Annotated in this window: 14 protein-coding genes and 3 pseudogenes; 2 read left to right on the top strand and 15 right to left on the bottom strand. The window is 49.6% G+C overall.

Going from position 1 to position 14,227, the window contains the following annotated elements; translation table 11 throughout:
• Window positions 1-86: 86 nt before the first annotated feature.
• The 5 genes and pseudogenes from RJD28_07350 to argC form a co-directional block, all read right to left on the bottom strand.
• Window positions 87-1,280 (bottom strand): aspartate aminotransferase family protein, encoded by a 1,194-nt coding sequence (locus tag RJD28_07350; protein WNV59280.1) that lies wholly within the window; start codon window positions 1,278-1,280, stop codon window positions 87-89.
• A complete protein-coding gene (argB, locus tag RJD28_07345) occupies window positions 1,267-2,169 on the bottom strand; it encodes an acetylglutamate kinase (GenBank protein WNV59279.1) in 903 nt (300 codons plus the stop codon). Before argB ends, RJD28_07350 begins: the two co-directional genes overlap by 14 nt.
• 15 nt (window positions 2,170-2,184) lie before the next feature.
• Window positions 2,185-3,409, bottom strand: a pseudogene (gene argJ / locus RJD28_07340) (bifunctional glutamate N-acetyltransferase/amino-acid acetyltransferase ArgJ).
• A 175-nt stretch (window positions 3,410-3,584) separates the two neighbouring features.
• Window positions 3,585-4,028, bottom strand: coding sequence for a GNAT family N-acetyltransferase (locus RJD28_07335; protein WNV59278.1), 444 nt, complete (start codon window positions 4,026-4,028; stop codon window positions 3,585-3,587).
• Between the two features lie 25 nt (window positions 4,029-4,053).
• Window positions 4,054-5,094: an N-acetyl-gamma-glutamyl-phosphate reductase gene (gene argC / locus RJD28_07330; GenBank protein ID WNV59575.1), complete on the bottom strand. Its 1,041-nt coding sequence runs from the start codon at window positions 5,092-5,094 to the stop codon at window positions 4,054-4,056.
• A 240-nt stretch (window positions 5,095-5,334) separates the two neighbouring features.
• On the opposite strand from argC, the gene RJD28_07325 reads away from it, so the two are divergent.
• Window positions 5,335-6,567 carry an argininosuccinate synthase gene (locus RJD28_07325; GenBank protein ID WNV59277.1) on the top strand — a complete coding sequence of 411 codons (1,233 nt, stop codon included), beginning with the start codon at window positions 5,335-5,337 and terminating at the stop codon, window positions 6,565-6,567.
• A 220-nt stretch (window positions 6,568-6,787) separates the two neighbouring features.
• Here RJD28_07325 and RJD28_07320 read toward each other — a convergent pair.
• Window positions 6,788-8,232, bottom strand: a pseudogene (locus RJD28_07320) (4Fe-4S dicluster domain-containing protein).
• Between the two features lie 267 nt (window positions 8,233-8,499).
• Between RJD28_07320 and RJD28_07315 the strand changes: the two are divergent.
• The gene (locus tag RJD28_07315) at window positions 8,500-8,967 is read left to right on the top strand and encodes a DUF1893 domain-containing protein (GenBank protein ID WNV59276.1); all 468 of its coding nucleotides are present in this window, start codon (window positions 8,500-8,502) and stop codon (window positions 8,965-8,967) included.
• Window positions 8,968-9,117: 150 nt separating this feature from the next.
• Here the strand turns inward: RJD28_07315 and RJD28_07310 are convergent, their stop codons facing one another.
• The 9 genes and pseudogenes from RJD28_07310 to RJD28_07270 all read right to left on the bottom strand — a co-directional run bounded on the left by RJD28_07310 (window position 9,118) and on the right by RJD28_07270 (window position 14,175).
• Window positions 9,118-9,342 carry a hypothetical protein gene (locus RJD28_07310; protein ID WNV59574.1) on the bottom strand — a complete coding sequence of 75 codons (225 nt, stop codon included), beginning with the start codon at window positions 9,340-9,342 and terminating at the stop codon, window positions 9,118-9,120.
• Window positions 9,320-9,616 carry a gamma carbonic anhydrase family protein gene (locus tag RJD28_07305; GenBank protein ID WNV59275.1) on the bottom strand — a complete coding sequence of 99 codons (297 nt, stop codon included), beginning with the start codon at window positions 9,614-9,616 and terminating at the stop codon, window positions 9,320-9,322. Before RJD28_07305 ends, RJD28_07310 begins: the two co-directional genes overlap by 23 nt.
• Before the next feature lie 128 nt (window positions 9,617-9,744).
• Window positions 9,745-10,182: a deoxyuridine 5'-triphosphate nucleotidohydrolase gene (locus RJD28_07300; protein ID WNV59274.1), complete on the bottom strand. Its 438-nt coding sequence runs from the start codon at window positions 10,180-10,182 to the stop codon at window positions 9,745-9,747.
• A gap of 178 nt (window positions 10,183-10,360) precedes the next feature.
• Entirely contained in the window at window positions 10,361-11,137 is a 777-nt protein-coding gene (locus RJD28_07295) for a hypothetical protein (protein WNV59273.1), read from the bottom strand.
• 5 nt (window positions 11,138-11,142) lie between these two features.
• A complete protein-coding gene (locus tag RJD28_07290; protein WNV59272.1) occupies window positions 11,143-11,598 on the bottom strand; it encodes a hypothetical protein in 456 nt (151 codons plus the stop codon).
• A 2-nt stretch (window positions 11,599-11,600) separates the two neighbouring features.
• Window positions 11,601-12,275 carry a hypothetical protein gene (locus RJD28_07285; GenBank protein ID WNV59271.1) on the bottom strand — a complete coding sequence of 225 codons (675 nt, stop codon included), beginning with the start codon at window positions 12,273-12,275 and terminating at the stop codon, window positions 11,601-11,603.
• Window positions 12,247-12,534: a PHP domain-containing protein gene (locus RJD28_07280; protein WNV59270.1), complete on the bottom strand. Its 288-nt coding sequence runs from the start codon at window positions 12,532-12,534 to the stop codon at window positions 12,247-12,249. Before RJD28_07280 ends, RJD28_07285 begins: the two co-directional genes overlap by 29 nt.
• Window positions 12,535-12,539: 5 nt before the next feature.
• Window positions 12,540-13,511: a hypothetical protein gene (locus RJD28_07275; protein WNV59269.1), complete on the bottom strand. Its 972-nt coding sequence runs from the start codon at window positions 13,509-13,511 to the stop codon at window positions 12,540-12,542.
• Window positions 13,508-14,175, bottom strand: a pseudogene (locus RJD28_07270) (AAA family ATPase). The gene RJD28_07275 and the pseudogene RJD28_07270 overlap by 4 nt, the downstream one beginning before the upstream one ends.
• Window positions 14,176-14,227 lie beyond the last annotated feature (52 nt).

Raw genomic sequence — 14,227 nt, 5'->3', positions numbered from 1 at the left:
TCCTGTAAACATTTCCAAATTATTACAAAAATATTACAAGCAATTTTACCATATAAAACAGGGAATGACAAGCCCTCGCCTTTGGGTTAGTCTTCCAGCGCTTTCCCTAATTTTTCCGCCATCTCGTCGATATCGCTCTTTTCAATGACAAGCGGCGGCACCAGCCGGATCACATCTGCCCCGGCAGACATGACGATGAGACCATTGTCCAGTGCTTTTTTCACCACCTGGCCCACCGGTTTGCCGGTCACCACCAGGCCCTGCATGAAGCCCTTGCCCCGACGGGCGGCAAGACAATCGTGGGATGTCACCAGCTCGTCCAGCTTCTGCTCCAGATACGGAGTCAGCGCTTTCACATGATCCACCAGTTTTTTCTCTTCGAATAAATCAAACACCTTGCTGACGGCTGCGCACACAAAAGGGTTGCCGCCGTAGGTGGTGCCGTGATCGCCGGGCTCCAGAGAGGAAGCCGCCGCCTTTTCTCCCAGCACAAACGCCCCCACCGGCACGCCGCAGCCCAGCGCCTTAGCGCAGGTCATGATGTCCGGCTTCACGCCGTAGTCCTGCCAGGCAAACATGGCGCCGATTCTGCCCATGCCGCACTGGATCTCGTCCAGGATCAGCAGGATATCTTTTTCTGCGCAGAGGTCGCCCACCGCCTTTAAAAATGCCGGTTCTGCCGGGTAAATGCCGCCCTCGCCCTGGACGGTTTCCAGCAGGATGGCGCAGGTTTTGTCCGTCACCTGGGCCTTCACACTGTCAAAATCGTTGAAATCTGCGAATTTGATGCCACCGATGAGAGGCTTGAAAGGCTCCTGATAATGGGGATTGCCGGTGACAGACAGGGCGCCCATGGTTCTTCCGTGGAAGGACTGGTTCATGGCAATGATCTCATGATCGGTGCAGCCGTCCTTGTTGTAGGCATATTTCCGGGCTGCCTTGATGGCGCCCTCAATGGCTTCCGTGCCGCTGTTGGTGAAAAATACCTTGCTCAGGCCGCTGGCCTTCACCAGCTTTTCCCCGGCTTCCATGGCAGGCACATTGTAATAGAGATTGGACGTATGCAGCAGTTTGCCGATCTGATTTTTCAGTGCTTCCTCATAATCCAGATCGCCGTACCCCAGCGCACACACCGCAATGCCTGCGCCGAAATCCAGATATTCGTTGCCGTCTACATCATACAGCCGCACGCCCTTGCCGTGATCCAGCACCACAGGGAAACGATTATACGTGTGGAGCACCACCTGCTCCGCCCGGCTTTGATATTCACTGCTCTTCATGATAGTATTTTCCCTCCCCTTCGCCTAAAATGGCGGTGCCGATTCCTTTGTTTGTGAAGATTTCCAGAAGCAGACAGTGTAAAATCCGTCCGTCCAGGATATGTACCCGGGAAACACCGTTTTCGATGGCATCAATGCAGTTGTTCAGCTTGGGCAGCATGCCGCCACCAATGTAGCCCTGACCGATGAGCTCCTTGGCCTCCGACACATGCAGCTCGGAGATCAGCGTGCTCTTGTCCGCCGGATCCTTGTAAACGCCCTCGATATCGGTGAGGAAAGCCAGCTTCTCGGCTTTCACCGCCCGGGCAATGGCGCAGGCTGCGTCGTCCGCATTGATGTTGTATGTATCGTAGTTGTCGTCCATACCGATGGGGCACACGATGGGCAGGAAATCTTTTTCCAGCAGGTCATAGAGCACCTCCGGGTGCACCTGGGTGATCTCGCCCACATAGCCGATGTCTTTGCCGTCAGAATAGCGCTTCTGTACATGCAGAAGGCCGCCGTCCTTTCCGCTGATGCCGACTGCCCGGACACCCAGCTCTTCCACCATCTGTACCAGACCTTTGTTTACCTTGTTCAGCACCATCTCCGCGATTTCCATGGTGTCCGCATCCGTCACCCGCAGGCCGTTGACAAACTGGGCTTCCATGCCTACCTTGCCCACCCACCGGCTGATCTCCTTGCCGCCGCCGTGGACAATGATGGGCTTAAATCCAACCAGTTTCAACAGGGTTACATCCTTGATGACGTTTTTCTTGATATTTTCATCCACCATGGCGCTGCCGCCGTATTTTACCACAATGATCTTCCGGTTAAACCGCTGAATATAGGGGAGCGCCTCGATGAGCACCTCCGCTTTCTGCATCCATTCGTGCATGCCGTTTTCCATTTTTTCATCCTCCTCTTAAGAACGATAATCCGCATTGATCTTCACGTAATCGTAGGTCAGGTCACAGCCCCAGGCCGTCGCCTCTGCCTCGCCCATTTTCAGGTCTGCGATGACCGTCACCTCAGGCTCGGAGAGAATCTTTGTTGCTTCCTCCTCGCTGTAATCCGCAGCCACACCATCCTTGTAAATGAGGATCTTGCCAGCCTTGCTCTCAAACCAGAGTTCCACGGCCTCGGGATCGAACTGGGCACCGGAATACCCCATAGCGCACAGAATCCTGCCCCAGTTGGCGTCATGTCCAAAAAATGGCCGCCTTCGTCAGAGAAGAGGTGATGACGGATTTGGCGATGACTGCCGCATGTTCCTTCGTGTCCGCGTGCACAACTTTTACCTCAAACAGGGCGGTGGCGCCCTCTCCGTCTCCGGCCATCATCTTCGCCAGCGTCATATTCACATAATCCAGTGCTTCCTTGAAGGTGTCATAGTCCGCGCCCTTTTTATTGATTTTCGGGTTGCCTGCCTGGCCGTTGGCCATCACCAGCAGGGTGTCGTTGGTGGAGGTGTCGCCGTCCACGGAAATCATATTGAAGGAATCTTTCACGCTGTCGCTGACTGCCTCCTGCAGCAGCTCCTTGGAAATATCCACATCCGTGGTGACAAAGGCCAGCATGGTGCACATATTCGGATGGATCATGCCGGAGCCCTTGCTCATGCCGCCGATGGTCACGGTCTTGCCGCCGATCTCCACCTGCAGCGCTACCTCTTTTGCCATGGTGTCCGTGGTCATGATGGCGCAGGCCGCATCGTGGGCCTTCTCCTGGCCGCCGCCCAGCTTGGTGGACAGATCACGGATGCCTGCCTCTAATTTATCAAAGGGAATCTGCATACCGATGACGCCGGTGGAAGCACAGAGAACGGAAGATTCGGGAATATGCAACACCTCCGAAGCCACCTGGGCCGTTTTTTCACAGTAAGCAAATCCCTCCTTGCCCGTGCAGGCATTGGCAATGCCGGAATTGATCACCACTGCCTGTCCGTAAGGGGACTCCTTTACGATCTTTTTATCCCACAGCACCGGCGCTGCCTTCACCAGATTGGTGGTAAACGTGCCTGCCAGAATACAAGGCACCTCACTGTAGATCATTGCCATATCCTTGCGGTTCTGATATTTGATACCGGCCTCGGTTCCTGCTGCCAGAAAGCCTTTTGCTGCGGTCACACTGCCTTCGATTTTTTTCATTATTTTCTCCTCCTACTCTTTTCATGAATTACCTGCAGAATCTGCCACTGGCAGTTTCTTTCGGATACAGAGCAATCCAAATCATTTTATGCTCATGTCGAAACTTGTCTCAAAATCTTTCCCCCACAATGGTACAAGCACAATAGGTTCTGATCTTTTGACTCTGTAATCCATTCTACTTATTAAACGCCGTAATGTTTTCTTCATTTAAGATAAAATCATAATAGTTCAGATCATCCCGGAATGTCCAGCCCACGCCCTTCCAGAAGGAATTGCCCACCTCGTTGTCCTTGAAGGCGATGAGCGTCACGCTGCTGATTTTTTCCCGGCGGAGCGCTTCCATGGCGGCGATGGCCATGGCCTTTCCGATGCCCTGTTTCCGGTACTGTTCCGCCACACACACGTGGTAAAAACATCCTCTTCGACCGTCATGACCGCACAAAATGCTTCCCACGATTTTGCCGTCCTCCACCGCCACCACGCTGGTGTCAGGATTTCTTCGCAAAAAACGCTCCACACCCTCTCTGGCATCGTCGATGCTGCGGATACCAAATCCGTGAATGCCCATCCACAGGGCATGTACTTCCTCAAAATCCTCCATTGTCATTGGTCGTATCATTTCGGTCACCTCTTTTTTCCGGCTGCTACGGGAACATGGGAACCAGTTTCAGTCCCTTCGTCTCCTCCAGCCCAAACATCAGATTCATATTCTGCACCGCCTGCCCGGCCGCTCCTTTTACCAGATTATCCATGGCACCCATCATGATCACCCGATGAGTCCGCGGATCGATTTTAAAATTCACATCCACATAGTTGCTGCCCTCCACCCATTTCGTCTGGGGGCACACGTCCTTATCCAGCACCCGGACAAAAAACTCATCCTGATAATATTTGTCATAGGCTGCTTTTACCTCTTCATAGGAAAAATCGCCAGTCAGGGAAGCGTAAGCCGTGATGAGGATGCCACGGTTCATGGGCACCAGATGCGGCGTAAAATTGATCAGCACCGGTTTTCCCGCCGCATAGGACAGCTGCTCCTCGATCTCCGGGGTGTGCCGGTGTCCCGCCACGCCGTAAGCCTTGATGTTCTCGTTCACCTCGCAGAACAGGTTATCCACCTTGGCGCCTCTTCCCGCGCCGGATGTCCCCGACTTTGCATCAATGATGATGGTAGACGGATCGATCATCCCTTCCTTTAATAAAGGATAAATAGAAAGGGTGGAACAGGTGGGATAACAGCCCGGGTTCGCCACAAGGCGCGCCTGTTTTACCTGCTCCCGGTTGATCTCGCACAGCCCGTAAACCGCTTCACCGATAAACTGGGGGCTGGCGTGCTGGATCTTGTACCATTTTTCATAGGTAGCCACGTCCTTGATACGGAAATCCGCGCTCAGGTCGATGACCTTCGTTTTTTTCAAAATATCCTCTGTTAATAAGGAAGCGCACAGTCCCTGGGGTGTGGCGGTGAAGATCACATCCGCCTGCTCTGCCAGCTCTTCCATGTTATCATCCAGGCACTTGCCCTCCACGATCTGGAACATATTGGAAAATACATCCGCATATTTCTTATCTATATAGCTTCTGGAACCGTACCAGACAACCTCCACATCCGGATGGTTTGCCAGAATCCGTACGATCTCGCCGCCCGCATAACCGGTGGCACCGATGATGCCTGCTTTTATCATCATGAATACTCCTTTCTTCTCTTTATACATCTTTCTCGTTGTTCGTTTGCATAATTATACAATTAATCAGAATAATATGCAACCATTAATTTTATTTTCTTAAGTATAGCTGAAAAATAATTTGTATTTTATGCAAATTTATACTTGCATATTTATTAATCAGGGTGTATAGTAATGACATCGCTTGAAAAACAAATCCAAAAACAAAAGAAAAAAATATATTTCAGGAGGCTCATTATTATGAAAGAAAAAGTTATTCTCGCATATTCCGGCGGACTGGACACCACCGCCATCATCCCGTGGTTAAAAGAAAATTATGACTATGATGTGGTTTGCTGCTGTATCGACGTGGGACAGGGCAAAGAGACCGAAGGCCTGGAAGAGCGTGCGCTCTCCACAGGTGCCTGCAAATGCTACATCTTAGATGTCATCGACGAGTTCGCTGACGAGTACATCGCTCCCTGCGTACAGGCCAACGCCATCTACGAAAACAAATACCTGCTGGGTACTTCCATGGCACGTCCGCTGATCGCCAAGAAGCTGGTGGAGATCGCCCGCAAAGAAGGTGCTGTTGCCATCTGCCACGGCGCTACCGGTAAAGGAAACGACCAGGTACGTTTCGAGCTGGGCATCAAGGCACTGGCTCCCGATCTGAAGATCATCGCTCCCTGGCGCTGCAACGAGACATGGAAAATGCAGTCCCGTGAAGATGAGATCGAGTACTGCCACCAGCACGGCATTCATCTTCCGTTCTCCGCAGATTCCAGCTACAGCCGTGACCGCAACCTGTGGCACATCAGCCATGAGGGTCTGGAGCTGGAGGATCCGGCCAACGAGCCCAACTACGATCACCTGTTAGTTCTGGGTGTGACCCCGGAAAAAGCACCCGATGAGGGCGAATATGTGACCCTTTCCTTTGAAAAAGGTGTGGCTACCGCCATCAACGGCGAAAAAATGAAGCTTTCCGATATCATCAGGAAATTAAACGAGCTGGGCGGTAAGCACGGCATCGGCATCGTAGATATCGTAGAAAACCGTGTGGTCGGCATGAAATCCCGCGGTGTCTATGAGACCCCTGGCGGAACCATCCTCATGGAGGCGCATCAGCAGCTGGAAGAGCTTATCCTTGACCGCGACACCTACGCCGTAAAGAAAGACATGGGCAGCAAATTTGCCAGCATCGTATATGAAGGAAAATGGTTCACACCGCTCCGCGAGGCTGTACAGGCTTTCGTAGAGTCCACCCAGCAGTATGTCACCGGCGAAGTAAAATTCAAGCTCTACAAAGGCAACATCATCAAAGCTGGCACCACCTCTCCGTACTCCCTGTACAATGAGAGCCTGGCAAGCTTCACCACCGGCGATCTGTACGACCACCACGACGCAGAAGGCTTCATCAACCTGTTCGGCCTGCCGTTAAAGGTTCGTGCCATGAAAATGGCCGCTGTCGCAGAGGCTAACAAAGAGAAATAAATCCTTCCTGAAAAAACAAATATATCAGGGTTCCGGCATCTGTCTCCACATGGGCTTGCTCATCCGTAGAAGAAAGGCGCTGGAACCCGCTCTGTATGAGCAAAAAACCTCCCGGGGATTCTGTGAAAAGAGTCTCCGAGAGGTTTTTTGTGTGTCCTGATCTTCTGTTTCTTCTGCCAGATCCGACGTCGCATGTTCCTGCATTTTGTATATTCCATCCTCAATGCATCACAACAGAATCGTAGTGTGCCAGATTTTCATGAATGCCCCGGTCATCCGCCTGGGCGATCTGGGCGTTGCGCTCCTTCTGGAATCCGGCAATGGCCATATGACTGCTGGGGCCGCCCACACAGCCGCCCTCGCAGGCCATACCCTCGATGAAATCTGCCGGGAGCCGTCCCATCTTCAACAGCATCAGCGCTTTCTTGCAGTCCGCCGCGCCGTTGCACTCCATCACCTGCAGCTTGTCCGTGGGCTGTCCCATCTCTTCCATGCATCGCAGCACCGCTTTTGTCACGCCGCCTGCATTGGCAAACCGTTTGCCGTAAACGCTGGCCTGCTGCTCCTGATTTTCCTCCGGCTGCAGCTCCACATTCTTGGCTTTCAAAATCACCCGGATCTCCCCGTAAGTCAGGGCGAAATCCGCCGTTCCCTCTTTTCCCTCTGCCGCTTCCTGCTTCTTGGCCACACAGGGGCCGATAAACACCGTCACCGCCTCCGGATCCTTGGCCTTCACCAGTCGGGAAACCGCACACATGGGAGAAACAGTCTCCGACAAATGCCCCGCCAGCTGCGGGTAAAGCTTGCGCACCATGCTCACAAAGGCCGGACAGCAGGAGGTGGTCTTCTTCCTCCCCCTTTCGCATAGGCCTCCGCCCACTCTTCCGCCTCCGACGCCGCCGTCAGATCCGCCCCCAGGGCCACCTCTACCATATCCGTAAAACCTGCCTTTTGCAGGGCCGTGCGCCAGCTCTGCATCGTGATCCCCGGGCCGAACTGCCCTTCCGTGGCAGGTGCCACCAGTGCGATCACCCGCTTACCGCCGGTGATTGCTCGGATCACGTCCACGATAAACGACCGGGAACTGATGGCGCCAAAGGGGCACCGGTGGATGCAGGCCCCGCAGTTGATGCAACGGCTCTCGTCGATGGTCGCCAGCCCCGTCTCCGGGTGGATCTTGATGGCATCCACCGGACAGCTCCTGCGGCAGGGCCGGATCAGATCGGCAATGGCATTATACGGGCACGCCTGGGCACATTTGCCACACTCCTTACATTTGGCTGGATCGATGTGCGCCCGCTCCCGCCCCATCTCGATGGCATCAAAGCGGCACGACTGCTGGCAGGCCTTTCCCATACATTTCTGGCAGTTATCCGTCACCACAAACCGGGAGATCGGACAGTCCTCGCAGGCCGCGTCAATGACCTGTACAATATTGTCCGACTGCTTACCCAGCGGCGGCTTTCCTTCCGCCAGCGCGATCCGCTGCCGGATCACCTCCCGCTCCTTATACACACAGCAGCGAAACCGCGCCTTCGGCCCCGGGATCATCTCAAAAGGAAGCTCCTCCTTTCGCTCCTCCAGCGTCCCGGCAAAGGCCAGCTTCGCCACCTCATACAGCACTTCATGTTTGATATTCAAAATTGTCGCGTCATTGCTTATCATATGATTCTTTGTTCTCCTTGGATGTCTGTCTGGTCAGTGGTACAATTTCCGTTCACTCACGCCAATGTTAATATTTTAACATTTTTCCACCTGAAAGGTATTGATTTTACTTTTAAAAGGTGGTTTAATATATTACATAAGGATTTGTTTTAAACACATTTTACACGAATTTATTCGCAAACGCAAGATATAAAATGTGGAAAGCAATTTCGTTAAAAAATTATTAATCTTATCTATTCTATTTTCACCAAGAGAGGGGCTATGACTATGAACACCATCGAAAATGCAAAAAATGAGCTCAAAACCAAAGAACTGACCTTCGTCGCCATGGGGGTGAATTCCACCTGGGAAGAAGCCGATTACCACACCGGCCTGCTGCTGAACAAGCTGCGCGAAGACAAAAACAGCCTGTCCGGCACCGTTGCAGCCGCCCACCGCATCGGCCGCGCCGACGCACTGCTTCTTTGTTACGGAGGTATCCGGGAACTCTTTGCAGAAATCATAAGTATTCCTGCCACAGAAGCTCTGCGGGCCAGCGGCATTAAGGTCACTTATGAAGAGCTGGTGGATGTCATCCTGCCCAACCGCGCACCGGAAGCTGCTGCCCTGGAACAGAAATGTCTGGACATCCGCTCCGCATTCCAGGCCTATGAATTCTTCGATCAACTGCTGCCAAGAGAAGAGGCTGCCGGGAAGGTCTGTCCCTGCCAGGCGGAGGAAACTGCTGAAGCGTAAAGCCTCTGTGAATAATTTCTTCGAAATAGATTGCAACAAAAAAGAACAGCAATATCATCTGGCATATTTTCATCAGTTTGTCCGATGTCGCTGTTCTTTTTTGTATTTGTTTTATTTTTTCGGGCATTTTCTTTTCAATAGAATCTATTTTCAGTTCTTCTGCTCCGCTTTCATCTGTCTTGCCTCTGCGGCATACCCTTCGGCACTTTCCCGGATATCTGCTTTTTCCGCCTCCGTTACCGGTCGGATCGCCTTTGCCGGGCTTCCCAGCACCAGCATGCCATCCGGGATCACCGTACCGCCGGTCACCAGCGCCCCGGCGCCGATGAGGCAGTCTTTTCCGATCACAGCATCATTGAGGATGATGGCTCCCATGCCCACTAGGGGAATGATCTCCCACCGTGCATGCATGGATGATGGCTCCATGGCCCACCACCACGCCATCTCCGATGTTCACCGGACTGTCCGGATCCACATGAATGATCGCCCCGTCCTGGATATTCGTCTGTTTTCCAATGGTCACCCGCGCATTATCCGCCCGGATCACCGCATTGTACCACACCGAGGAATCCTCCCCCATCACCACATCGCCCAGCACTTTCGCGCCGTCCGCGATAAAAACACTCTCATGAAGCTTTGGTTCTTTCATTATTTACTCCTCCCTTTCCGTATTATCCATGCAGCTTTTCCACATCGCCCATGGGTGTCACGTATTCACATCTCTTACCGGATATCACTTCCGTCAGCCACGAATGTCTCTGCCTCTCCCAATCCAGTTTACTGCCGCCCGGTGGTGCCGTAGCCGCCCCGGTCTGCATTTCCTTCCAGGCTGTCCTCCTCAAAGACCAGTTCCGGCTGATTCTCCATAATGCGGAACTGGCAGATCCGGTCATTTACCTCGATCACCGTATCCCGTACTGCCAGCGCCGGGAACTTCCACTGATCATTGGGGCCACAGTAGGAGTTATCTATAATCCCCATGGAATTGGCCTGGATCACACCGTAAGTCTTGAAGGTACTGCTTCGAGGCACCACATGGGCCTCATAGCCCTTGGGCAGCGCCAGCGCCACACCAAGGGGGATCAGCTTGAATTCGCCTTTTTTCAATTCCACCCGCTCTGCCGCACGCAGGTCGATCCAGTCGGATTTTCCGCCGATATAGGCAAGCTTGTCAATCTTGTCGGTGAAATATTTTATCCTGATGGTCTGTTTCATGTTGTCTCTCCTCATCATTCAAATTCAATTTCTTCTTCTGCTTTTGCATATACACCCAGCTGATTTTCAACAGCCAGTCGGTTCACCAGCCAGCCGCGCGCCATATGGTATACATAAGTCTATCATCTCAGTATAGCGGAAAAATGACTCGCACGCAAATAAAATTAAGAATGTGCCGCTATTTTATATACGGTTCAATCTTCTCCCATTCTTCCTCTGCGAATGATTCAGCGTCTCTTTCCAGGGTTTGCTCGCTGTAACGTTCATATTCTCCGTTAGAACCAATATAATTGAGCGTTTCCTTCTTCCACTGTCTAATATGTTTAAAATAATAATTTCTCGCTGTATCTACATCAATGTTCAAGTGTGTCAGCAAATAATCCTGTTCTCTATGAAACAGCTCGTGCAGCAAAATTCTGATAGCTTCAGATGCATTTTCCAAATATTGTTCATTGATCTGGATCTCATTTTTTCCATCGCGGTAGCGCCCACCTATCGTTTCCGGTAATGTTTCTCCATACACTTTCACTTCTGGAATATGTAAATTTTCCCGTGTCTCGAAGTCAGCCAGCTCCTGAAGAAGCTCTATTTTTCGTTCTGTATCACATAACTCCCAGTGCGACTGCCTGAGCCTCCCAAATAGATTTTGATTTTCATACTCTTTGTAGGCTGCATCTTCATCATATTGCAGGAGTGTATAGTCATCAAAAACAGACGTACTTTCTTCTGTTGTTTTCTCCTGTTTCTTCGGTACGTGAAAAATAATCACTCCAGCTATATATAGAGATGGAATCACCAGCGCAGCCGACAGCGCACACACGAACGCCTTATAAAATGTTCGCTTCTTAGGGAACTTTCCTCTCTTTTTCGTTATGCAAAAAATAAAAAGCAGAAACAACCATGCTGGCAACAGTGAAAACAGGAAATAGAACAAGCATACAAAAATAAGTCGCATATTTATCATATTGAACTCCTCATATTTTCAATATCACTTCTGTATATTGCGTACTGAATCCCTGGAAGCGCTGCTTCAATTTGGTTTTTAAACGTATGCAGCCTTGAAAATAGTATTAGCATAGTATCATCTGCTCTTTCAACTTTTCTCATATCAAACTCTGAAACAGCCACAATGCTCTCTTCTTCGATATCGAATTTAACCATCTCAGAAAGGAAAAAGAGTCGATTCAGCTCCTTTTCCACAGCGTCACGATTTTTCCCCGGAAAAGTAGGGATGACAGTGCAAAACAGTCGTCCAACACCATTCTCGTTCAGTTCCAGTTCCATGCACAAGGCACTCTGGCTTACCGTCTGCATATAGATCACAAACGTCACCTTTCCTTCTTTGCATCTCTTATCAAAAACATATCCTTTCGTTTTTAACCTTTCTTCCAGAACCTCAATATACTCCTGTTTCATACTCACTCTCCCCCACGCTCATCATCCCACACGATCCCTCTTTTCTCCCTGGCCATCTGCCCCAACAGACAGGCGATTGCTGCAGGATATCTGCATTCCAGTGAATCATGTTCAAAAAAACCATGAAAATCGGATCCGGCGCTGACTCCCAGCCCTCTTTTCCTTGCACAAAAAAGATAAAGATATTGCTGTAACGCCTCCATGTAAGGACTATAAAAGGCTTCTATCGCCAGACCACCTTCCTGCACAAAGGTTTTTATCAAATAATTTCTCTCATAGTTTCTCTCATGCGGTGGAAAACTATAATTAAAAACATGCGCAAGCACAGGGACTCCATCTGCCTCCAGAATCTCGGCAATGACTTTTTTCATACTGGCACAGTGTACGCTTCTTTCAACATAAGCGCGTTTTTCTCCCGAATCTCCAATATACGTGTCAAATGCCTCTTCTTCTGTTCGTACCATTCCTTTTTCTGTCAGGAACCGGGCAAGTTCCATACGACCAATTATTTTTTCAGGAAACATCTCTGCGACGTTTTCATATGTAAAATTCATTCCCAGCCCATTGAGCAATGCAATCATTTCCTTAATCTGTGTCTTTGTTTCGCCTTCTACACGGTTTTTATTCTGTAGGAGAAACTTCTCCAATCTATCCGTTGGTTTTAAAAAATAATCCAAGGATATGGATTTCTTTCATTTTTCCTGAAAGCAACTGGTGTGCTGCAGAAATTTCGGAACCATCAATCAAATGCATCTCGGGGAATTTTTCTCGCAACGCATTCATTTCCTTCTTCGTCAACATCACGTTGTGATCCGTAAAAGCAATAGTCTGAATCCCCTTATCCATGCATAGTCTTGCTAATTCATACGGTGTGTACTTCCCGTCTGAATTTGTGGTGTGTACATGTAGATCACAAAACCCTTTCCATTCTTTCATTTCCATCATTCCTCCCTTAAAATAAGCCATTTGTCCGAGGCAGCATCATTCATCGGATATATGATCTGGATCTGTTGATTCTCTTTCTTGTTCAGAAATATCTCCACGCTTCCCGTTGGGCTGTCCATATGCACCTGATATAATATTCTCCCGCTTGACAAAATCAATCCCTTGTATGTATACTCCTGATCAGTAAAAATCACCTCCGGAAACGTCGATTGCAGGACAATAGAAAACTGATCCGTAGGTGTCGGAAAGGACAGGGTGAAGTGATCTGTCATCAAATCACTCTCCTGCAGCATCAGATACGGGGTTGCCCGAAACATAGCCTGCGGAAAGTCTTTCGCTTCGATGATGCAATCATCAGCCGCATACTCTTCCGAAAATTCCAGTGCATCTGAAATAAGCTCCATGGGAAATGCAGAAAAATCGTTTTGACTCAGCTGTTTTTTATGGTTATGGCAGCAAATGGTCAGAATCCTGACATTTGCCTTTCCTTTTGCCGCTTCCGCCGCGTCCATCACTTTTCTTTCCCATTCGTCAACCAAAGAGGAAGACGGATTTTCTGTTATATAAGGTATCTGATCCACGACAGCTTTTATCTCTTGCAGATCCATACCACCAGATATGCCATAAGATGACTTTGTTTCGGATGCTGTAGTACCTGGAAATATCTGGATCTCATCTTCTTCTGCAAGAATGCTTCCAAAAAGAAGAAAGGCTTCTCTCAAATACGCACCGCTTCCGTATCCTTTGAAGGATGATTTCATCTCACAACAGCTGTCTAACATTACCATATATTTCATAGGCAAATCGGATTGTATTTCATTTTCATTTGCCCTCATGGTCTCATCCTCTGAAGCTTTCAAAACATTTACAACCTCTTTCCTCCTAGGGTGGTACAGATGCAGTGCCCACCAAAGGGCACACATCATAACCACCACAAGAAGTCCTGCACTCACTATTCTTCTTTTCATTTTTTCCGTTTCTCCCTCTCGAAATAAATGGCTATTGCCAGCTTTGTTTTGTAAATATACTCAGCTATATCAATTTTTTTGCGAGCACTGCTATATGTAGTACCATCTCCCAGTATGATTTTTTCTAATTTGTCTGTCGTATCATCGATGTCATTTTCTGTATTTACCAAAAAATCGTACTCACTACTTACCTCGATAGCGGCAATAGCAGATGAAAGTTTGGAAGCATGCTTGTACCTATTTTTGTCTTCTCCCTCACGCTCACGAATACGCTTTAACAATACATGCGGGGATGCCCAGAGGAAGATGGTTTTCATGTCAAATTCCTTATTTGCTTTCAGATTTTTCATGCCAGAATAAATGATATCCAAGATGGGAATCTTGTTTTCTTCATAGAGCCGGTCTAATTCCTGGCGAGGTGTCCCATAGGATACCCCAGATACCGGTCTGTCTCCAGGAATTCGCCAGCCAGTTCCATGCTATCAAACGTACTTTCGTCTACATAAAGGTAACAGTCATCGTCATTTCTTTTCTTTCTTGTCGTCACCGAACGAACAAGCGCAAACTCCGGGTGCAGGGCAACAAAATGATGAATGACTGTTGACTTTCCCACCCCAGACGGGCCGGAAATTACAATTACGGGTTTCTTTGTTTCATGAATCATTTTTCATTCTCCCTTCATTACTATCAATTTATTTTCTTTTATTTTATCCTCC

Source organism: Oscillospiraceae bacterium NTUH-002-81, from assembly GCA_032620915.1.
Taxonomy (GTDB): domain Bacteria; phylum Bacillota; class Clostridia; order Lachnospirales; family Lachnospiraceae; genus JAGTTR01.
The sequence above is the reverse complement of the archived record's forward strand: the minus strand, read 5'-3'. Positions and strand labels throughout refer to the sequence as shown.

Excerpts from the sequence above, each read along its gene's own strand:
- RJD28_07350 (WNV59280.1), bottom strand. The coding sequence starts at position 1,280 with ATGAAGAGCAGTGAATATCAAAGCCGGGCGGAGCAGGTGGTGCTCCAC.
- argB (WNV59279.1), bottom strand. The coding sequence starts at position 2,169 with ATGGAAAACGGCATGCACGAATGGATGCAGAAAGCGGAGGTGCTCATC.
- RJD28_07335 (WNV59278.1), bottom strand. The coding sequence starts at position 4,028 with ATGATACGACCAATGACAATGGAGGATTTTGAGGAAGTACATGCCCTG.
- argC (WNV59575.1), bottom strand. The coding sequence starts at position 5,094 with ATGATAAAAGCAGGCATCATCGGTGCCACCGGTTATGCGGGCGGCGAG.
- RJD28_07325 (WNV59277.1), top strand. The coding sequence starts at position 5,335 with ATGAAAGAAAAAGTTATTCTCGCATATTCCGGCGGACTGGACACCACC.
- RJD28_07315 (WNV59276.1), top strand. The coding sequence starts at position 8,500 with ATGAACACCATCGAAAATGCAAAAAATGAGCTCAAAACCAAAGAACTG.
- RJD28_07310 (WNV59574.1), bottom strand. The coding sequence starts at position 9,342 with ATGGGAGCCATCATCCTCAATGATGCTGTGATCGGAAAAGACTGCCTC.
- RJD28_07305 (WNV59275.1), bottom strand. The coding sequence starts at position 9,616 with ATGAAAGAACCAAAGCTTCATGAGAGTGTTTTTATCGCGGACGGCGCG.
- RJD28_07300 (WNV59274.1), bottom strand. The coding sequence starts at position 10,182 with ATGAAACAGACCATCAGGATAAAATATTTCACCGACAAGATTGACAAG.
- RJD28_07295 (WNV59273.1), bottom strand. The coding sequence starts at position 11,137 with ATGCGACTTATTTTTGTATGCTTGTTCTATTTCCTGTTTTCACTGTTG.
- RJD28_07290 (WNV59272.1), bottom strand. The coding sequence starts at position 11,598 with ATGAAACAGGAGTATATTGAGGTTCTGGAAGAAAGGTTAAAAACGAAA.
- RJD28_07280 (WNV59270.1), bottom strand. The coding sequence starts at position 12,534 with ATGAAAGAATGGAAAGGGTTTTGTGATCTACATGTACACACCACAAAT.
- RJD28_07275 (WNV59269.1), bottom strand. The coding sequence starts at position 13,511 with ATGAAAAGAAGAATAGTGAGTGCAGGACTTCTTGTGGTGGTTATGATG.